Source organism: Hydrogenophaga sp. (assembly GCF_051007235.1).
In the GTDB taxonomy this organism is placed as follows: domain Bacteria; phylum Pseudomonadota; class Gammaproteobacteria; order Burkholderiales; family Burkholderiaceae_C; genus Hydrogenophaga.
In genome coordinates this window covers 15018-33026 of the sequence record NZ_JBPCSJ010000089.1, presented here as the reverse complement: position 1 = coordinate 33026, position 18009 = coordinate 15018, and the positions used below count along the sequence as shown (strand labels likewise).

Annotated in this window: 18 protein-coding genes; 13 read left to right on the top strand and 5 right to left on the bottom strand. The window is 68.3% G+C overall.

The genetic code is table 11. The features are described 5' to 3' along the window. Positions 1 to 3: 3 nt before the first annotated feature. The 4 genes from ACR2JA_RS03225 to ACR2JA_RS03210 all read left to right on the top strand — a co-directional run bounded on the left by ACR2JA_RS03225 (position 4) and on the right by ACR2JA_RS03210 (position 3968). Complete coding sequence (locus ACR2JA_RS03225) at positions 4 to 351, top strand: rhodanese-like domain-containing protein (RefSeq protein ID WP_434007679.1); 348 nt, start codon at positions 4 to 6, stop codon at positions 349 to 351. A gap of 120 nt (positions 352 to 471) precedes the next feature. Continuing rightward, on the top strand, positions 472 to 2469 hold the full coding sequence (locus ACR2JA_RS03220; protein ID WP_434007678.1) for a RecQ family ATP-dependent DNA helicase: 1998 nt from the start codon (positions 472 to 474) through the stop codon (positions 2467 to 2469). Positions 2470 to 2665: 196 nt separating this feature from the next. Beyond that, on the top strand, positions 2666 to 3010 hold the full coding sequence (locus ACR2JA_RS03215) for a hypothetical protein (protein WP_434007677.1): 345 nt from the start codon (positions 2666 to 2668) through the stop codon (positions 3008 to 3010). Between the two features lie 199 nt (positions 3011 to 3209). Further along, entirely contained in the window at positions 3210 to 3968 is a 759-nt protein-coding gene (locus ACR2JA_RS03210) for a glutamine amidotransferase (protein ID WP_434007676.1), read from the top strand. Here ACR2JA_RS03210 and ACR2JA_RS03205 read toward each other — a convergent pair. After that, positions 3925 to 6312: an ATP-binding protein gene (locus ACR2JA_RS03205; RefSeq protein WP_434007675.1), complete on the bottom strand. Its 2388-nt coding sequence runs from the start codon at positions 6310 to 6312 to the stop codon at positions 3925 to 3927. The genes ACR2JA_RS03210 and ACR2JA_RS03205 overlap by 44 nt on opposite strands. 161 nt (positions 6313 to 6473) lie before the next feature. Between ACR2JA_RS03205 and ACR2JA_RS03200 the strand changes: the two genes are divergently transcribed. The 4 genes from ACR2JA_RS03200 to ACR2JA_RS03185 all read left to right on the top strand — a co-directional run bounded on the left by ACR2JA_RS03200 (position 6474) and on the right by ACR2JA_RS03185 (position 10596). Further along, positions 6474 to 7673: a threonine ammonia-lyase gene (locus tag ACR2JA_RS03200; protein WP_434007674.1), complete on the top strand. Its 1200-nt coding sequence runs from the start codon at positions 6474 to 6476 to the stop codon at positions 7671 to 7673. 4 nt (positions 7674 to 7677) lie between these two features. Beyond that, the gene (locus ACR2JA_RS03195) at positions 7678 to 8118 is read left to right on the top strand and encodes a PaaI family thioesterase (protein ID WP_434007673.1); all 441 of its coding nucleotides are present in this window, start codon (positions 7678 to 7680) and stop codon (positions 8116 to 8118) included. Between the two features lie 91 nt (positions 8119 to 8209). Beyond that, positions 8210 to 8353 carry a hypothetical protein gene (locus ACR2JA_RS03190; protein WP_434007672.1) on the top strand — a complete coding sequence of 48 codons (144 nt, stop codon included), beginning with the start codon at positions 8210 to 8212 and terminating at the stop codon, positions 8351 to 8353. Positions 8354 to 8721: 368 nt separating this feature from the next. Next, a complete protein-coding gene (locus ACR2JA_RS03185) occupies positions 8722 to 10596 on the top strand; it encodes a phosphoenolpyruvate carboxykinase (GTP) (protein WP_434007671.1) in 1875 nt (624 codons plus the stop codon). A 135-nt stretch (positions 10597 to 10731) separates the two neighbouring features. On the opposite strand, the gene ACR2JA_RS03180 is transcribed toward ACR2JA_RS03185, so the two are convergent. After that, positions 10732 to 11226: a hypothetical protein gene (locus tag ACR2JA_RS03180; RefSeq protein WP_434007670.1), complete on the bottom strand. Its 495-nt coding sequence runs from the start codon at positions 11224 to 11226 to the stop codon at positions 10732 to 10734. 30 nt (positions 11227 to 11256) lie between these two features. Then, positions 11257 to 11805 carry a hypothetical protein gene (locus ACR2JA_RS03175; RefSeq protein WP_434007669.1) on the bottom strand — a complete coding sequence of 183 codons (549 nt, stop codon included), beginning with the start codon at positions 11803 to 11805 and terminating at the stop codon, positions 11257 to 11259. A gap of 106 nt (positions 11806 to 11911) precedes the next feature. Here ACR2JA_RS03175 and ACR2JA_RS03170 point away from each other — a divergent pair, with 106 nt between their 5' ends. The 3 genes from ACR2JA_RS03170 to ACR2JA_RS03160 are packed head-to-tail and all read left to right on the top strand — an operon-like array spanning position 11912 to position 14237. Beyond that, complete coding sequence (locus tag ACR2JA_RS03170; RefSeq protein WP_434007668.1) at positions 11912 to 12928, top strand: LysR family transcriptional regulator; 1017 nt, start codon at positions 11912 to 11914, stop codon at positions 12926 to 12928. Beyond that, on the top strand, positions 12925 to 13758 hold the full coding sequence (locus tag ACR2JA_RS03165) for a metallophosphoesterase (RefSeq protein ID WP_434007667.1): 834 nt from the start codon (positions 12925 to 12927) through the stop codon (positions 13756 to 13758). Before ACR2JA_RS03170 ends, ACR2JA_RS03165 begins: the two co-directional genes overlap by 4 nt. A gap of 56 nt (positions 13759 to 13814) precedes the next feature. After that, positions 13815 to 14237, top strand: a complete 423-nt coding sequence (locus ACR2JA_RS03160; protein WP_434007666.1) for a universal stress protein — start codon at positions 13815 to 13817, stop codon at positions 14235 to 14237. A 365-nt stretch (positions 14238 to 14602) separates the two neighbouring features. On the opposite strand, the gene ACR2JA_RS03155 is transcribed toward ACR2JA_RS03160, so the two are convergent. After that, a complete protein-coding gene (locus ACR2JA_RS03155; protein ID WP_434007665.1) occupies positions 14603 to 15241 on the bottom strand; it encodes a TetR/AcrR family transcriptional regulator in 639 nt (212 codons plus the stop codon). A gap of 217 nt (positions 15242 to 15458) precedes the next feature. Here ACR2JA_RS03155 and ACR2JA_RS03150 point away from each other — a divergent pair, with 217 nt between their 5' ends. Together ACR2JA_RS03150 and ACR2JA_RS03145 are read left to right on the top strand one after the other, a co-directional pair. Continuing rightward, positions 15459 to 16451 carry a fasciclin domain-containing protein gene (locus ACR2JA_RS03150; RefSeq protein ID WP_434007664.1) on the top strand — a complete coding sequence of 331 codons (993 nt, stop codon included), beginning with the start codon at positions 15459 to 15461 and terminating at the stop codon, positions 16449 to 16451. 69 nt (positions 16452 to 16520) lie between these two features. Next, positions 16521 to 16976: a fasciclin domain-containing protein gene (locus ACR2JA_RS03145; protein WP_434007663.1), complete on the top strand. Its 456-nt coding sequence runs from the start codon at positions 16521 to 16523 to the stop codon at positions 16974 to 16976. 42 nt (positions 16977 to 17018) lie between these two features. Here the strand turns inward: ACR2JA_RS03145 and ACR2JA_RS03140 are convergent, their stop codons facing one another. Further along, a complete protein-coding gene (locus ACR2JA_RS03140) occupies positions 17019 to 17942 on the bottom strand; it encodes a LysR family transcriptional regulator ArgP (protein WP_434007662.1) in 924 nt (307 codons plus the stop codon). Positions 17943 to 18009: the final 67 nt, after the last annotated feature.

Genomic DNA, 18009 nt, shown 5'->3' with positions numbered 1-18009 from the left:
GGCCTGGAGCCGCCGCTGTTCGTGGACGTGCGCATGGAGATCGAGTCGCTCTACGTGGGCCGCCCGCCCGGCGTGGTGCACGTGGCCTGGTACGAGTACCCGGACCTGACCGCCGACCCGCAGGCCTTTGCCACCGCGGTGGAACGCGAGGCCGGCGACAAGGCGCGGCCGCTGCTGCTGATCTGCCGCAGCGGCAAGCGCACGCTGGACGCGGGCGCCGCCCTGGAGGCGGCCGGCTTTGCCGAGGTGTTACACGTGCTGCACGGCTTCGAGGGCGACCTGAACGACGACTTCAAGCGCAGCAGCCTCAACGGCTGGCGACATGACGGCCTGCCCTGGGAACAGATGTGAACGGTGGCTTGGGACCACCCGCCGGCTTTGTTGCCATCGCTTGCCGTGCGTCAGCACTGTCTGCGCGCTGGCGCCTCGCCAGCGGGCGCCCCAAGCCACCGGCGTTGTGAAGCTGCACCCATGATCGACATATCCGAAGCCGGCGAAACGCTGGAAGCCTGCGCCGCGGTGCTGCAGGAGGTGTTCGGCTACGAGGCCTTCCGCGGCCCGCAAGCCGGCATCGTCACCCACGTCAGCGAGGGCGGCGACGCCCTGGTGCTGATGCCCACCGGCGGCGGCAAAAGCCTGTGTTACCAGATCCCGGCCATCGTGCGCCAGCGCGCGGGGCATGGCGTGGGCATCGTGGTCTCGCCGCTGATCGCGCTGATGCACGACCAGGTGGGCGCGCTGCTGGAAGCGGGCGTGGACGCCGCGTTTTTGAACTCCAGCCTGACGCAGGACGAAGCGCAGCAGATCGAGCGCCGCCTGCTCAAGGGCGAGATCACCATGCTCTACGCCGCGCCGGAGCGGCTGACCACGCCGCGCTTCCTGGCGCTGCTCGACTCGCTGCACGAGCGTGGCTTGCTGAGCCTGTTCGCCATCGACGAAGCGCACTGCGTGAGCCAGTGGGGCCACGACTTCCGCCCCGAGTACCGCGCCCTGGTGGTGCTGCACGAACGCTACGCCGACGTGCCGCGCATCGCCCTGACGGCCACGGCCGACGACCTGACGCGCGAAGACATCGTGACGCACCTGCAGCTGCAGGACGCGCGGCGCTTCGTCAGCAGCTTCGACCGGCCCAACATCCGCTACACCATCGTCGAGAAGAAGGACGGCACGCAGCAGTTGCTGCGCTTCATCCGCGACGAGCACATGAACGCCCAGGGCCACGACGCCGGCATCGTCTACTGCCAGTCGCGCAAGCGGGTGGAAGAAGTGGCGGCCCTGCTGGTGGACCACGGCCTGAACGCCTTGCCCTACCACGCGGGGCTGGACTCATCGGTGCGGCAAAAACACCAGGACCGCTTCCTGCGCGAAGAGGGGCTGATCATGGTCGCCACCATCGCGTTTGGCATGGGCATCGACAAGCCGGACGTGCGCTTTGTCGCCCACCTGGACATGCCCAAGAACATCGAGGGCTACTACCAGGAGACCGGCCGCGCCGGCCGCGACGGGGAGGCGGCCGACGCCTGGATGGTTTACGGCCTGCAGGACGTGGTGAACCAGCGCCGCAGGATCGACGAGAGCCCGGCGGGCGACGAGTTCAAGCAGGTGCTGCGCGGCAAGCTGGACGCGCTGCTGGCCTTGGCCGAGGCCAGCGACTGCCGCCGCGTGCGGTTGCTCGCTTATTTTGGAGAACAGTACGGCCAGCCAGCCGACGGTTTCGCCGCCGGGCCGCCCCAAGGCGAAACGCGACCCCCTTGGGGGGGCAGCGACCCGCGCAGCGGCGGAGCGTGGGGGGTCAAGTGCGGCAATTGCGACAACTGCCTGCACCCCCCCGAACTCAACGACGCGACCGAGGCGGCACGCAAGATGCTCTCGTGCATTTACCGCGTGCAGCAGGCCAGCGGCACCGCCTTCGGCGCCGGGCACCTGATGGACATCCTGCGCGGCAAGGTGACCGACAAGGTCACGCAGTACGGACACGACAAGCTCAGCACCTTCGGCATCGGCGCCGACCTGTCGGAAACGCAGTGGCGCGCCCTGCTGCGCCAGCTGATCGCGCGCGAAGCCGTGCGCGTGGACGACGCCCCCTACAACACCCTGCACCTGACCGATGGAGCGCGCCCCATCCTCAAGGGCGAGGCCCAGGTCTGGCTGCGCCAGGTGAGCGAGGGCAAGGCCGGCCGCGGCACCCGCGGCGGCCGCAAGGCCACGCGCGACGCGGTGGCGCCCGACGGCCAGCCGCTGCCGCTGGCGGGACGCGAATGCCTGGAGGCGCTCAAGGCCTGGCGCATGGAGGTGGCCCGGGAACACAACCTGCCGGCCTTCGTGATCTTTCCGGATGCGACGCTGCGCGGCATCGCCGCCCAGCTGCCGCAGTCGCTGGCCGATCTGGACGGCATTTCCGGCATCGGCCAGAAGAAGCGCGAGGCTTACGGGGCCGAGGTGCTGCGCGTGGTGAGTGCTTTCGTTTGATCGGCTGACAGCGCGCACCGCCGACGGCGAACACCTCCGTCTGATCCCCGGAAATCTTGATGACCGTTCGTCGGGGCGGGTGCATTTTTTCCCGAATTCCTACTTCAGGGGGCAGGAGGGGGGCCGAAGTGATGGGGGAAGCCGGCAAATACCTTGCCTGTGCACCCTTTGACTTTGAACACCCCGGGAGCCCCTCATGTTCTTCAAACTGCCCTGGTTCAAAAAAACCAAGGAAGCCAAGTACAGCGACACCCAGGTGCTGGAGCTGGACTTCCTGGTCGACGAATTCCACGACGCGATGGCCGACATCCAGGACCCGCAGCGCACCCGCCTGCACGCGGCGCTGATTTCCTGCCAGAGCCCCAAGGACCTGTGGTTCCTGCGCGGCAAGCTGTTCAACCTGATTTCCAAGCACCACTGCGAATACGTGGCGCACGAACGCGTGGCGCGGCTCGACCAGAAACTGCAGTTCTTCGTCGGCCACCACCCGGACCATTCGCCGGAAGAACTGCCCTCGGGGCCGATGGCGTTGCTGCATTGACCCCCCCGCGCCGCGCTTCGCGCGTCACCCCCCCAGGGGGCAACGCCTGCGGCCTGGCAAAGCCAGTTCCGCGGCGTTCTCGACCAGTCACTGCACTCCGATTGCATTTGTTTTCCGCTTGTCTCCTCTCCGCCCGTCCTTGTGACGGGCATTTTTTTGGCCGGTCGGCGGACGGGGGCAGGCTTCCTAGAATCGCGGCATGCCCACCGCTTTGCCCATCCTCATCCTCAAGACCGGTTCCACCCACGCGCCCATCCGCGCGCGCCTGGGGGACTTCGAGGACTGGATCGCGGCCGGCCTGCGCGAGGGCGGCGCCCAGGTTCAGGTGCACGATGCCGTGGCCGGTGGGGGCTTGCCGGCGCACCACCAGATCGCAGGCGTGGTCATCACCGGCTCGCACGCCATGGTCAGCGAACGCGCACCCTGGAGCGAGGCCCTGGTGCCCTGGCTGCGGGCCGCGGTGCAGCAGCAGACCCCGGTGCTGGGCATCTGCTACGGCCACCAGCTGCTGGCCCACGCGCTGGGTGGCGAGGTGGAGCACCACCCCGAGGGGGTCGAGATCGGCACCGTGACGGTGGAGCTGCAGCGCCACGCGGCCAGCGACCCGCTGCTGGGCGGACTGCCCGAGACCTTTCCGGCCCAGGCGGTGCACTGGCAGTCGGTGCGGCGCCTGCCGCCGGGCGCGGTGCGGCTGGCCGGCAGCGCGCACGAATCGAACCACGCTTTCCGCATCGGCGACCGCGCCTGGGGCGTGCAGTTCCACCCGGAGTTTTCCGACGCCGCCCTGCGCGCCTACCTCGACGGGCTGGGGGATTTGCTGGCCGACGAGGGTCTGGACGCGGCGGGCATTGCCGCCCGCCTGCAGCCCACGCCGGACGCCGCGTCGGTGCTGCCCCGCTTCGCGCGGCTGGCGCTCAGTGAAAACCGATCGCCCGCGCTTCCCGCACCTCGGGCTTGATGCGGTGCTCGGCTTCGAGCTGGGCCAGGAATTCGTCCGGCGTCAGCGTCTCGGCCAGGATCTCGATCTGGCGTCTGACGGCCGCGAAGTCGCCGGGGCACAGCTGCTCCAGTTTCGCCAGGCGTGAACGCAGCGCCTCGGTCAGCGCGTCGGCATCACCGCCGAGCGCCTCGACCACGAACATGCGCTCGCGCTGTTCGCGCGTGAGCGGCCGGAAGCGGATCTTGAAAGTGAAGCGCCGCAGCGCCGCCTGGTCGATGCTGTCCATCAGGTTGGTGGTGCAGACAAAGATGCCGTTGTAGCGCTCCATGCCCTGCAGCATCTCGTTGACCTCGGTCACCTCGTAGGTGCGCTGGGCGTTGCGCCGGTCCTGCAGGAAGCTGTCGGCCTCGTCCAGCAGCAGCACCGCCTTCTCGGCCTCGGCCTCGCGGAACATCGCCGCCATCTGCTGCTCGGTCTCGCCCACGAACTTGCTCACCAGGTCGCTGGCGCGGCGGATCATGAGCGGCCGGTCCAGCTCGCGCGCGATGTGTTCGGCCAGCGCCGTCTTGCCGGTGCCCGGCGCACCGTGGAAACACAGCGTGCCGTGGCCGCGCGACTTGAGCGCGGTGACGATGCGCGGCACCTCGTAGCGCGACTCGACGTTGAGCATGTCCAGGCTGTACTGCGTGGGCGACGGCCGGATGGCCGCGTCGGGCTGGCGGCCCAGGGCCTGGTCGGCGTTGCGCAGCTGGCGTTCGATGAGGTCGTCGAGCATGGGCGCCGGTGCGGCCTTGCGCCGCCCCGGGCCCTTGGCCGGCGCGGCGGCCAGGCCGGCAAAGCGCACCGCGGTGCGGATCTGCGCCGGCGTCAGACCCTTGCGCGCGGTCAGTCGCGCCACCAGCGCGTCGCTCACCGCCACGCCTTCGAGCGTCTTGCGTACGAGCTGCTCGCGCGCGCCGGGCGGCGGGCTCTTGAGTTCCAGGTGGTAGGCGAAGCGGCGGCGGAAGGCCGGATCGATCTGCTCGATGCGGTTGGTCACCCACAGCGTGGGCACGGCGTTGGATTCCAGGATCTGGTTCACCCAGGCCTTGCCGCTGACGCTGTGGCTGTGCGGCGCGCTGACCTGCTCGGCGCGCGCCATCAGCTGCGCGGCTTCGCTGCTGATGGGCGGGAACACGTCCTCTACCTCGTCAAACAGCAGGGCCGAATGCGCCGTGCCCTTGAGGAACACCTGCGCGATCTGCAGCGAGCGGTAGCGATCGCGGCCGCTGAGCGCATTGCCGTCGCGGTCGGCGTATTCCACCTCGAACAGTTCCAGCCCGGCGGCGGCGGCGACCACGCGCGCCAGCTCGGTCTTGCCGGTGCCGGGCGGGCCGTACAGCAGCACGTTCACGCCCGGTTCCTTGCGGGCCACGGCTTCGCGCAGCAGGCCGACCAGCAGGCACACGTCGTCGGACACATAGTCGAAGTCGGCCGGGGTCAGGGCCGAGCGCGCGGCCGGGCGGGTGAACACCGCCATCAGCTCGCTTTCGCTGCGGTACTCGCGCATCAGCACCGGCGGCAGCTTTTCGCTGACCTTCATCAGGTCGGCCAGGTCGGTGATGTTGTGTTCGGAGATCAGGTTCTCCACCATGCCGATGCGTTCGAGCCGCGAGCCGGCGCGCAAGGCCTCGCCCACCTCGCTGGCCTTCACACCGGCCACGTCGGCGATGGCCGCATACGCCTCGGGCGCGTTGTTGACCTTGAACTCCACCAGGATGGAGCGCAGGTCGCGCTGGTAGCGCGCCAGCGTGCCGTCGAGCAGCAGCGCGCGTTCGGCCCGGTTGAGCTGCAGCAGGTTGGCCAGCGCGTCGATGTTCTTTTCCACCAGGGTGCTTTGCTTCTTGAGCGCCTGGCTCAGCCATTCGCCGGTGACCGAGAGCACCGACAGCAGGTCCTTGGGCGATTCCTTGGCGTATTCGTCCAGGTAGAAAAACAGCGTGCCCTCTTCGTACGGGCCACGCCAGACGCCGTAGCGCTCCATGAACGCGGCCGTGGTGAGTTTTTCGTGGCCGCCCCAGAGTTCGTTGTCCTTGCAGCGGCGCCCCAAAAATTCGCGCACCCGCGCCAGCACCGTGTGCGGCCACACCAGGTGGCGGCCGGCCAGCGCGAGCAGGGTGTTGAGGTCGCGCCGCACGTTGAAGCGCGGGCCCTGGCGGGCTGCGAGCGTGAGCACGAAGTGCGAACACATCAGGTCCAGCACGGGGGCCTGGCGCAGGCCGGGCGGCAGGAAGATGCGCGCGTCCGCCGCCGACGCGTGGCGCGGCTCGCCCGGCGGGCGGGGAACGCCCTCGGTCGGCTGCGGCAACAGGCGTTTGCTCATGCGGACACCTCCTCTGGGGGGTAGACACGGGGGGAACCCCCACCGTGAGCGGACCATACCCCAGCTTGATCGCGCTTGGAAGTGGTGGATGCGGTGGGTGTGACGGAATGCAGGGGCTTTCCCGCAAGGAGGGCCCACCCGCGGGCGTTCACAATCGCGCCATGCTCCAGCTCGCCGACATCCAAGCCGCCGCCGCCCGCCTGCAAGGTCAGGTGCTCGACACCCCCTGTGTGGAATCGCGCACGCTCTCGCAGATCGCGGGTTGCCAGGTGTTCCTGAAGTTTGAAAACCTGCAGTACACGGCCTCGTTCAAGGAACGCGGCGCCTGCAACAAGCTGGCCCAGCTGACGGCCGACGAGCGCGCGCGCGGCGTGGTCGCCATGAGCGCGGGCAACCACGCCCAGGGCGTGGCCTACCACGCCCAGCGCCTGGGTCTGCGCGCGGTCATCGTCATGCCGCGCTTCACGCCCGGCGTGAAAGTGGAGCGCACGCGCGGCTTTGGCGCCGAGGTGGTGCTGCACGGCGACACACTGGACGAAGCCCGCGCCCACGCCCGCGCGCTGGCGCAGCAGCAGGGCCTGGTGTTCGTGCACCCCTACGACGACGAGGCCATCGTCGCCGGCCAGGGCACGGTGGCACTGGAAATGCTGCAGGCGGTGCCGGACCTGGACACGCTGGTCATTGCGGTCGGCGGCGGCGGCCTGATCGGCGGCATGGCCACGGCGGCCAAGGCGATCAAACCCGACATCCGCGTCGTGGGCGTGCAGACCGAGCGCTTCCCGGCCATGTTCAACGCCATCAAGGGCACACACCTGCCGCAGGGCAGCAGCACCATCGCCGAGGGCATCGCCGTCGGTTCGCCGGGCGAGATCACGCAGGCCATCGTGCGCGAGCGGGTGGACGACCTGGTGCTGGTCGACGAAGGCGACATCGAGCAGGCTATCGTGATGCTGCTGGAAATCGAGAAAACCCTGGTCGAAGGCGCGGGCGCGGCAGGCCTGGCGGCGCTGATCAAGCACCCCGCGCTGTTCGCTGGCCAGCGGGTGGGCCTGGTGCTGTGCGGCGGCAACATCGACCCGCTGCTGCTGGCCTCCATCATCGAGCGCGGCATGGTGCGCGCCGGGCGGCTGGCGCGCGTCCAGGTCAATGCACGCGACGTGCCGGGCAACCTGGCGCGCATCACCAGCGTGGTGGCCGAGGCCGGCGCCAACATCGACGAGGTGCACCACCAGCGCGCCTTCACGCTGCTGGCGGCGCAGAACGTGGCCGTCGAACTGGTGCTGCAAACGCGCGGACGCGAGCACGTGCAGCAGGTCATCGAGGCGCTGCGCGCCGCCGGCTTTGAGTCCCAGCTGATGTGACGCCATGACCCACGCACCCGCCGCCGCGCTGCCCGAGCCCGTCACCCCCGCCACGCTGCAGGCCTGCCTGGCCGACTGGTTCGCGCCCTGGGTGCAGGACCTGGGCCTGACCGTGGAACGCCTGGACGACGGCGAAGTGACGCTGCGCCTGCCGTTCGACGACCGGCTCGCGCGCATCGGCGGCATGGTCTGCGGCCAGGCGCTGATGGCCGCGGCCGACACCGCCATGGTGCTGGCCATCGTCACCCAGCTGGGCACGCACCGCCCCATGACCACGGTGCAGCTGAACACCAGCTTCCTCAAGCCGCTGGCCGGGCAGGACGCACGGGTCACGGCCCGGGTGGTGCGCGCCGGCAAGAGCCTGGTGTTCGGCGAGATCGACATCGTGGCGGTGGGCGACGGCAAGAGCGTGTGCCGCGCCAGCACCACCTACGCCCTGCTCTGACCCGGCGGGCGCCGGGCAAACCCGCTGACCGCGCGGGCGCGCTTCTGGCCTAAAATCGCGTTGATTTTTGTCCATCGAACCGGAGTTTCCCATGTCCCACCCGCAACAACACAACCACAGCGACCAGCCCCAGGACGTGGTGGAGTCCATCGTTCCCCTGATGCCCGTGGTCTTGCCCGTGGCCGGTGCCGTGCTGATCTTCCTGCTGGCCTTCATCGCTGTGTTCATGGCCTGATCGCTGCACAACAGCCTGTATCCAAGCCGAAGGCCCCGCTGGGGCCTTCGGCTTTTTTGTTGCGCAACGCGTCACGGATCACCGAATACCCACATGAGGTTATGCGGTTTTTGCATGTAACTGTGTGGTAACTGACGGGGGCCTTTTTTAAAATCAACAGATCAGGCCGACACACGGACCAGAGCCGGGGGATCACCCGCCCCCTTTCTGGCAGCTGCGCTGCAAGCGCCAACGCCTTGCAGCCCCGCGCGCCGACCGCCTTTGTTTGCCCAAGCGACCTTCAAACAGCCGCCCGCCCATTTGTTTGTGGCCAGCGGCTGTTGCTGTCTCTTGAGCCCGCCGGTTTACAAACTTCTGGAGTCTGATCCATGAACTCTCCCGTGATGCAGGGCCTCAACCTGAACGCCCCCGCCTTTGTGAAAAACGCCAAGCTGGTCGCCTGGGTGGCCGACATGGTGGCCCTGTGCAAGCCCGACAGCGTCTACTGGTGCGACGGCAGCCAGGCCGAATACGACCTCCTGTGCCAGGAGCTGGTCGACGCCGGCACCTTCAAGAAACTGAACCCCGCCAAGCGCCCGGGCTCGTTCCTGGCCTGGACCGACCCGTCCGACGTGGCCCGCGTGGAAGACCGCACCTACATCTGCTCGGCCAACAAGGAAGATGCCGGCCCCACCAACAACTGGATGGCCCCAGCCGAGATGCGCCAGACGCTCAACCCGCTGTTCGACGGTTGCATGAAGGGCCGCACCATGTACGTGGTGCCGTTCTCCATGGGCCCGCTGGGCTCGCACATCGCCCACATCGGCATCGAGCTGACCGACAGCGCCTACGTGGTGGTGAACCAGAAGCTGATGACCCGCATGGGCAAGGCCGTGTACGACGTGCTGGGCGCCGACGGCGACTTCGTGCCCTGCATGCATACCGTGGGCGCGCCGCTGGCCGAAGGCCAGAAGGACACCACCAGCTGGCCCTGCAATCCCAAGGTCAAGTACATCGTGCACTTCCCCGAGACGCGCGAGATCTGGTCCTACGGCTCGGGCTACGGCGGCAACGCGCTGCTGGGCAAGAAGTGCTTTGCGCTGCGCATCGCCTCCAACATGGGCCGCGAGCAGGGCTGGCTGGCCGAGCACATGCTGATCCTGGGCGTGACCAACCCCGAGGGCAAGAAGTACCACGTGGCAGCCGCCTTCCCCAGCGCCTGTGGCAAGACCAACTTCTCCATGCTGGTGCCGCCCGAAAGCGCGTTCCCCGGCTGGAAGGTCACCACCATCGGTGACGACATCGCGTGGGTCAAGCCCCACGCCGATGGCCGCATGTACGCCATCAACCCCGAGGCGGGTTACTTCGGCGTCGCCCCCGGCACCAACATGCACACCAACCCGAACTGCATGCGCTCGCTGGACAAGAACGTGATCTTCACCAACGTCGCGCTGACCGACGACGGAGACGTGTGGTGGGAAGGCATGGAGAAGGACACCGGCTCGCTGCCGGACCACCTGATCGACTGGCAGGGCAACGACTGGACCCCCGCCATCGCCAAGGAAAAGGGCACCAAGGCCGCCCACCCGAACTCGCGCTTCACCGTCGCCGCCGTCAACAACCCGGCCCTGGACCCGCAGTGGGACGACGCCGCCGGTGTGGCGATCGACGCCTTCCTGTTCGGCGGCCGCCGCAGCACCACCGTGCCGCTGGTGACCGAAGCCCGCAGCTGGACCGAAGGCGTGTACATGGCCGCCACCATGGGTTCGGAAACCACCGCTGCCGCCTTTGGCGCGCAGGGCGTGGTGCGCCGCGACCCGTTCGCCATGCTGCCGTTCTGCGGTTACAACATGAGCGACTACTTCCAGCACTGGCTCAATGTCGGCGAAACCGTCGCCCAGTCCGGCGCTGCGCTGCCCAAGATGTTCTGCGTGAACTGGTTCCGCAAGAACGCCGACGGCAAGTTTGTCTGGCCGGGTTATGGCGACAACATGCGCGTGCTCAAGTGGATGATCGACCGCATCGAAGGCAAGGCCCAGGGCCAGGCCACGATGTTCGGCACCGCCCCGGCCTACGCCGAGATCAACTGGACCGGCCTGGACTTCAGCGCCGAGCAGTTCGCACAGGTCACCAGCATCGACAAGGCGGCCTGGGCCGACGAGTTCAAGCTGCACGACGCCCACTTCGAACAGCTGGCCTACCACCTGCCCCAAGCGCTGGTGGACACCAAGAACGATCTGGAACAGCGCCTGGCCGCCGTCTGATGACTGGGGCGGGGCGGGCACGATCTGCCCACCTGCCGCAAGGCACCTGGGACACATTGGCCCGGGCACAAAAAAGCCACCGAACCGGTGGCTTTTTTTCGTCTGGCCCCCGCGGGTGGCGGGCGCACCGGGTGCTCAGCAGTGGCGCAGGTGGGTGGCGTTGCCGCGGCCGTCGTCCAGGTGCTCGGGGAAACGTCCCCAGGTGGCAGCCAGGCCCGCTGCGTCGTCCAGGTCGCGCTGGCGGGCCTGCACGCAGTCGGCCATCACACGGTGGTCGGCGCGGGCGGCCTGCCACAGCCGCACTTCAGCGCGGGCTTCGGCGATGGCGGCGGTGCTGTCCTGCACCGCCTGGCGCGCACGGCGCGCCAGTGCGCTGGCCGGGGCGGACACCGCAGCGGTTCCGCCCAGGACCAGCAGCCACAGCGCCATCCAGGCCAGGAACTGGTGCTGCTCGGCCCAGTCGCCCATCAGGCGCTCGGCCAGCACCACCAGCGCGGCCACGGCGGCGGCCATCAGCAGGGTGGACAGGCCGCGCACGCCGTCCAGGCGGCTGCGCAGCGACACACGGTGGTCAGACGAAGAGGCGTTCAGCCCCAGTGAGGCGGGGGTGGGCGAAAACACGGTGCTCATGGCGGATGTCCTGGTGTTGAACCGGCAGGGTCACAGATAGGGGAGGTAGCCGGCGTTGCGACGCATGGCCATCTGCGCCTGGCGACGGGTCACCGCAGGGGATGCGATGTCGGACACCAAGCCCAGCGGCGCCAGAGCTTGCGAGTAATCGGTGGGGGCTTCCGGCGCGGCGGTGTTGGCCACTTCGGCGGCGCGCTCGCGAGCCAGCATCAGCTCGGCCTTCAGGCGCGGGTCCTGCTTGGCCAGCTCCCACAGGCGGGCTTCGGCACGGGCTTCGGCCAGCGAACGCGACCAGCTGTCCAGCGCGGCCAGGGTGCTGCGCGCCATGCGGCGGGCGGTGCCGGCCAGCAGCGCGCTGCCGGCGAAGATCACCACCCACAGCGCGACCCAGCCCAGGAACAGGTGGCCGTCGGCCCAGGTGTCGATGAGCTGGTCGGCCAGCACGACCAGCGCGGCCACGGCGGCGGCCAGCAGCATGGCGGCCAGGCCGCGGGCGCCGTCGAAGCGGCGGACGCTGGCGGTGCGGTCGGCGGCGTTCAGGCCCAGCGAAGCGGGGGCGGGAGAGAAAACAGTGCTCATGGCGGACTCCTTCGGAAAGGGAAAAGTCTTGTGGACGGGTGAATACTAGGGAAAACCCCCATGTCACGCCAATTTATTTTTGTGATGCATTACATTCACGCATCGAATGAATGAGCTGAACTTCCGCACCCTGGACCTGAACCTGCTGCGCGTCTTCGACGAGGTGATGGCCGAGCGCAACCTGACCCGCGCCGCCCACAACCTTGCCATGACGCAGCCGGCGGTGAGCAACGCGCTCAAGCGCCTGCGCGAGTCGCTGGGCGACGAGCTGGTGCGCCGATCCGGCTACGGGGTGGAGCCGACACCGACCGCGCTGGCCCTGTGGCCCACGGTGCGCGACGCGCTGGGGCAGCTGCGCGAATCGCTGGCGCCCGGTGGCTTCGACCCGGCCCAGGCGCGCAATGCCTTCGTCATCGCCATGGCCGACGCGACCGCCGCCAAGGTGGTGCCTGGGTTGGTGGACATCCTGGAAAACGAAGCGCCGGGCGTGAACCTGCGCGTGCTGCCGCTGACCACGCGCGACCCGCGCGAGCTGCTGGAGTCGGGCACCGCGGACCTGGCCATCGGCCATTTCCCGGGCGTGATCGCCGAGCTGACCGCCGTGCACCTGCAGGAGCACAGCCCGCGGTTTCTGTACCAGCGCCTGTACGACGGCGAGTACGTGGTGGTCATGCGCCGCGGTCACCCGCTGGCCGGCCGCCCGATCGACCTGGACGCCTACTGCGCCGCCCGCCACCTGCTGGTGAGCTTTTCCGGCCGGCCCTTCGGTTTTGTGGACGAGGCCCTGGCGGCGCGTTCGCGCCAGCGCCGGGTGGTGCTCACCGTCAACCAGTTCTTCACCGCCGGGCGTGTGGTGGCCACCACCGACCTGCTGACCGTGCTGCCGCGCCACTTTGTGGGCGCCACCGGCATGGAACACGAGCTGGCCATGTGCGAACTGCCGCTGCCCGTGCCCGCCGTGCACGTGGATGCGCTGTGGCACCGCCAGGCCGCGCACAGCAGCGCCCACCGCTGGCTGCGCGAGGCGGTGGCCCGCGCCTCGGCCAGGGGCTTTGCCACCGGCCACGGCCCCACCCCAGTTCCCACCCCCGTTTCCGCTCCCGTATCCGTTCCCGCGCCATGAAGATCCAGCTGCTCAGTGACCTGCACCTTGAAGCCAACCCCGGATTCGCCGCGACACCCGCGCCCGACGCCGACCTGCTGGTGCTGGCCGGCGACGTTGGTTCGTACCAGCGCCGCAAAGACGACAGCACCATGCCCGAGGCCGACTGGGGCCTGCAGCGCTTCTCGCCCTTGCCGCAGTTCGCCGGCTGGCCGGTGCCCGTGCTGTTCGTGCCCGGCAACCACGAATACGACGCGCTGGACATCGACGAGGCCCACGCCGGCCTGCGCGCGGCCTGCGAGCGCCTGGGCATCCGGTGGCTGGAACGCGAGACGGCCGTGATCGACGGCGTGCGCTTCGTCGGCACCACGTTGTGGAGCGACTACGACACCTTCGTCGCGCCCGCGGCGCCGCTGACCGAGCGGCTGCGCCAGCGGCACAAGGCCTTCCGCGCCGCCAATTTCTACCTGAGCAAGATGGCCGGCCAGCGCAGGGGTGCGCTGTTCGACGCCGCCGCCATGCGCGAGCTGGCGCTGGACTGCCAGGCCTGGTTGCGCGAAGCGCTGGCCCCACCGCACGCGGACGGCCCCACGGTGGTGGTGACCCACTTCGCACCCACGCTGCACAGCGCCGACCCGCGCTACGGCCACAGCCCCGGCACGGCCGGCTTCTGCAACGCGCTGGACGATCTGCTGCCACTGGCCGACTTTTGGCTGCACGGCCACCTGCACTGCCCGACCGATGTGCGCGTGGGCCGCTGCCGCATCGTGGCCAACCCGCTGGGCTATGCCGGCAAGGGGGAGCAACTCACGTTCAGCCCCACGCTGACGGTGCATGTGGAAAACCGGTAGCGAGGCGCCAGAACCAGCCCGTACACTGGTCGGCTGGTTCAACTGGAGACGATTCCATGAAAATTTTGCTCGCCGTGGACGGCAGTGCGTTCACCAAAAAGATGCTGGCCTACCTGACCACGCACGAAGAAATGTTCGGCAGCCACAACGACATCACCCTGTTCACCGTGCAGGCGCCGCTGCCCCCGCGGGCGCGGGCCGCCGTGGGCGCCGACGTGGCCAATGGTTACTACGCCGAAGAGGCCGCCAAGGTCACCGACCCGGTGGTGAAGTTCCTCAAGCGCCACGGCATCGAACCCAAGGTGCTGCACAAGGTCGGCCAGCCCGGTGAACAGATCGCCAAGGCCGCCAGCGCAGGCAAGTTCGACCTGGTGCTGATGGGTTCGCACGGCCACAGCGCGCTGGGCAACCTGGTCATGGGTTCGGTGGCCACGCAGGTGCTGGCGCACTGCGACGTGCCGGTGTTGCTGGTCAGGTAACACCCCCTGCGCGCCTGACGGCGCTTCCCCCTCTGTGGCGCCCCTGCGGCGCTTCGAGGGGGACCGCACCTGCGGTCTGGCGGAGCCAGTCCAGCGGTGCGACTGGATGCAGGCACGGTCTCCGGACACCCTGTAACGGTTCTCGGTTCTCGGTTTTCGGTACTCGCCGTACTCGGCTGAGGCATACGGCTCCGTTCACCGCCACCTTCCCATCTGAACGCAACACCCGCCGGCTCGCATCCGGCGCACGCGTCTGTTCAAGTGCACCCGTGGAACCGGCTCCGCCGGGCCACACGGTGCGACCCCCTCGAAGCGCCGCAGGCGCGCCACAGAGGGGGAAGCCGCGTCAGCGGCGCAGGGGGTGACTATTTCTTCTTCAGCCCATCGAAACAGGTGGTCAGCACCATCTCGATGATCTGCTCGTCGGCGTACAACCCCGACCCCTTCAGGAAACCCAGCACCGGGTCGCAGGCTCGGGCGTAAAGGGTGTAGAGCACGGCGATGGCCGGCAGCGCCGGGTTGAGGCTGCCATCGGCCTGGGCGGCGTTGATCCAGCCGCCCAATCGGTCGCTCACGTCCATCAAGCCGTCCACATAGGCCTTGTTGGTCGTCAGCGCGGCCCGCAGGGTCGAGTTTTCGCTGGGCAACGAGGGCATTTCGCCAGCCAGCTGCACTTCCATGGTCCAGCGCGCCACGGCCCGCAACAGTTCCAGCGGCGGGCGCTGCACGTCCAGCGAATCGAGGAACGCACGGGCGCGGTCCATCACCCGCACCATGGCCGCCGCGGCCAGGTCTTCCTTGCTCGGGAAGTGTTTGTACAGGCTCGCCTTGGCGATGCCCACCTCGGCCGCCACCTCGTCCACCGTCATCGCCTCGAAACCCTTTTCCGCCAGCAGGCGGTTGACCGCCGAGACGATGGCGTCTTCGCGGGCGATGTGCATCTGCTCCCGAAAACTGCGTTTCGGCGCGGGCGCGGCGGTGGATTTCTGAACGGCGGTGACCATGGTTGACCTTTGTATAGCACTCGAATTCTGCCCGAATTCGACGGACAGGTCGATAACCCCACTGAAAAGTTGCGTTACATACTGATCGGTATCTTTTTGATCTTTACTGATTAATATGCGACCCAACCGGCCGATGAAGTGCCGCCCAACCGGGCCGTGACCCATGCATCCAGCCGCTGCCCACGCCAACGTCCGTCCGCCACCGAAGGAAACCGACATGAAGTTGCAACGCAGAACCGTGCTCCTGGGCGCCACCCTGGGCGCCGCCACCTCACTGCTCGCCGCCTGCGGCGGTGGCGACGAAGACCACGACCCGCTGGGCACGATCGTGGGGGTGGCCCAGGCCAATCCGGCGTTCAGCACCCTGGTCGCCGCGGTCGTCAAGGCGGGCTTGGTCGACACGCTGTCCAGCGACAGCGCGCTGACCGTGTTCGCTCCGACCAACGCCGCTTTCGACACCGCGGCCACCGCCCTGGGTTTTGCGGATGGCGAGGCACTGGTCGCTGCGCTGTCGCCCGCCACGCTGGTCAGCATCCTGACCTATCACGTGGTCGCGGGACGCAACCTGTCGACCAGCCTGACCGCGGGCAACCTGCCGACTATCTACAACTTTGACGGCTCGCCCACCGCGTTGAGGCTGTCGCTCACCGGGGGCGTGTCGCTGACCGACGCCGTGCTGACATCCGCCACCGTCACGACCCCCGATGTGCTGGCCCGCAACGGCGTGATTCATGTGATCGACAAGGTGCTGGTGCCGCCGGGCGTGTTGAATGTGGTGCAGATGGCCCAGCTGAACAGTTCGTTCTCCAGCCTGGTGAGCGCGGTGGTCAGCGCGGGCCTGGTCGACACACTGAGTGCAGCCGCCCCCCTGCTGACGGTGTTTGCGCCCGTCAACGCGGCGTTCGCCGCCATTGCATCAACGGTCGAAGCACTCACCACCGAGCAGTTGACCACCGTTCTGGCACACCACGTGTTGACTGGTCAGGTGCTGTCGTCGGGCATCCCATTCGGCACAGCCGTCACCACGCTGGCCGAACAGGACATCACGATCAACAACGACGCGACCGCGCCCGCGATCGCGACTATCACCGACGCCTCGGGTTCGGCGCCCGCCGCCAACATCGTGGCGGTCGACGTGCGCGCCAGCAACGGTGTGATCCATGTGATCGACAAGGTGCTGATCCCCGTCCTGGGGCCAGCCCCCGCCTGACCCCATTCCAAGACAGCGTTTCCGTTCCCGTTCCCGTTCCCTGTTCCTCAACCCCCTCTGGAGACTTCCATGAAAAAGACCCTCATCGCTTCCCTGATCGCGTTCGGCGCCCTGACCTCGGCCCAGGCCAAGGACATCGTCGACACCGCGGTTGCCGCCGGTTCGTTCAAGACCCTGGCCACCGCACTGCAAGCCGCCGGCCTGGTGGACACGCTCAAGGGCAAGGGCCCGTTCACCGTGTTCGCGCCCACCGACGAAGCGTTCGCCAAGGTGCCCAAGGCCGATCTGGACGCGCTGCTGAAAGACAAGGCCAAGCTGACCGCCGTGCTGACCTACCACGTGGTGCCGGGCAAGGTGATGGCCAAGGACGTCAAGGCTGGCAAGGTGAAAACCGTGCAGGGCAGCGAGCTGACCGTGAGCACCATGGGCGGTGTCAAGGTCGACGCGGCCAACGTGGTCAAGACCGACATCGTGGCCGACAACGGCGTGATCCATGTGATCGACAGCGTGGTGATGCCCAAGTAAGCACCCGCACCGCGACACCAGCCCCGCCTCGGCGGGGCTTTTTCATGCCGGGGCGACCTGCCGCAGGTTCTGCGCGGCGGCCGTGCGCAGCGCGCTGCTGAGCGCATCGAGCACGTCTGAACTGAGGTTCCAGCAGTGCCAGTACAGCGCCACGCCCAGGCGGTGCCGCGGCGTGACGTTGACCAGTTCGCCGCTGGCCAGCAGGTCGTGCACGCCCAGTGCGGGCACCACGCTCACGCCCCAGCCCGCGCGCACGGCGCGGATCTGCCCCTCGCTGGAGGGAACGAACAGCTGCTTGAGCATCACCCGCGGCAGGCCGAAGGCCTGTTCGACGAAGCTGTGCTGCAGGTGGTCCTTGCGGTTGAAGGCGATGAAGGGCAGCTTGTGGAAGTTGTGCGCGTTCACGCCCTTGGGGCAGTGGCGTGCCGCGAACTCGGCGGCCGCCACGGCCACGTAGTCCATGGTGCCCAGCGGCTCCATCTTGCAGCCCCGCAGCGCCTGGCCGAGCGAGGTCACACAGCCCAGCACCTGCCCTTCGCGCAACCACTCGTGGGTGAATTCCTGGTCGTCGGTGATGATTTCGATCGGCAGGCCGCCCTGCGCCAGCGCGCTGAGCGCGGGCAGCGCCCAGGTGGAAATGCTGTCGGCGTTGATCGCCACCGAGATGCGCTCTTCGTCGCGCCCGCCGCCGGTGGAGCTGGGCGCCAGCTCCTTCAAGTCCTTCTCCAGATCGGCGCGCAGCAGCCGCATCATCTTGGCGTGCTTGAGCATGAGCTGCCCGGCCTGCGTGGGCTTGAGCGGGCGGCTGCGCACGATCAGCACCGTGCCCACCTGGGCTTCCAAGGCCCGCAGGCGCTGCGACACCGCCGACTGCGTGATCGACAGGCGCTGCGCTGCGCGTTCGAAGCCGCCCTCTTCGATGATGGCGGCCAGGCATTCTAGGGCGTCGGGATCAAAGGTGCTCATGTCTCTTTATTAGTAGCTCTGATGTTTTTGATTTTAAGTTAATCTGCCTTCACGAAGCACGCGCTTT

Bases quoted from the DNA above. Each gene is read 5' to 3' on its own strand.
- ACR2JA_RS03220 (WP_434007678.1), top strand. From the start codon at position 472: ATGATCGACATATCCGAAGCCGGCGAAACGCTGGAAGCCTGCGCCGCG.
- ACR2JA_RS03215 (WP_434007677.1), top strand. From the start codon at position 2,666: ATGTTCTTCAAACTGCCCTGGTTCAAAAAAACCAAGGAAGCCAAGTAC.
- ACR2JA_RS03210 (WP_434007676.1), top strand. From the start codon at position 3,210: ATGCCCACCGCTTTGCCCATCCTCATCCTCAAGACCGGTTCCACCCAC.
- ACR2JA_RS03205 (WP_434007675.1), bottom strand. From the start codon at position 6,312: ATGAGCAAACGCCTGTTGCCGCAGCCGACCGAGGGCGTTCCCCGCCCG.
- ACR2JA_RS03200 (WP_434007674.1), top strand. From the start codon at position 6,474: ATGCTCCAGCTCGCCGACATCCAAGCCGCCGCCGCCCGCCTGCAAGGT.
- ACR2JA_RS03195 (WP_434007673.1), top strand. From the start codon at position 7,678: ATGACCCACGCACCCGCCGCCGCGCTGCCCGAGCCCGTCACCCCCGCC.
- ACR2JA_RS03190 (WP_434007672.1), top strand. From the start codon at position 8,210: ATGTCCCACCCGCAACAACACAACCACAGCGACCAGCCCCAGGACGTG.
- ACR2JA_RS03185 (WP_434007671.1), top strand. From the start codon at position 8,722: ATGAACTCTCCCGTGATGCAGGGCCTCAACCTGAACGCCCCCGCCTTT.
- ACR2JA_RS03180 (WP_434007670.1), bottom strand. From the start codon at position 11,226: ATGAGCACCGTGTTTTCGCCCACCCCCGCCTCACTGGGGCTGAACGCC.
- ACR2JA_RS03175 (WP_434007669.1), bottom strand. From the start codon at position 11,805: ATGAGCACTGTTTTCTCTCCCGCCCCCGCTTCGCTGGGCCTGAACGCC.
- ACR2JA_RS03170 (WP_434007668.1), top strand. From the start codon at position 11,912: ATGAATGAGCTGAACTTCCGCACCCTGGACCTGAACCTGCTGCGCGTC.
- ACR2JA_RS03165 (WP_434007667.1), top strand. From the start codon at position 12,925: ATGAAGATCCAGCTGCTCAGTGACCTGCACCTTGAAGCCAACCCCGGA.
- ACR2JA_RS03160 (WP_434007666.1), top strand. From the start codon at position 13,815: ATGAAAATTTTGCTCGCCGTGGACGGCAGTGCGTTCACCAAAAAGATG.
- ACR2JA_RS03155 (WP_434007665.1), bottom strand. From the start codon at position 15,241: ATGGTCACCGCCGTTCAGAAATCCACCGCCGCGCCCGCGCCGAAACGC.
- ACR2JA_RS03150 (WP_434007664.1), top strand. From the start codon at position 15,459: ATGAAGTTGCAACGCAGAACCGTGCTCCTGGGCGCCACCCTGGGCGCC.
- ACR2JA_RS03145 (WP_434007663.1), top strand. From the start codon at position 16,521: ATGAAAAAGACCCTCATCGCTTCCCTGATCGCGTTCGGCGCCCTGACC.
- ACR2JA_RS03140 (WP_434007662.1), bottom strand. From the start codon at position 17,942: ATGAGCACCTTTGATCCCGACGCCCTAGAATGCCTGGCCGCCATCATC.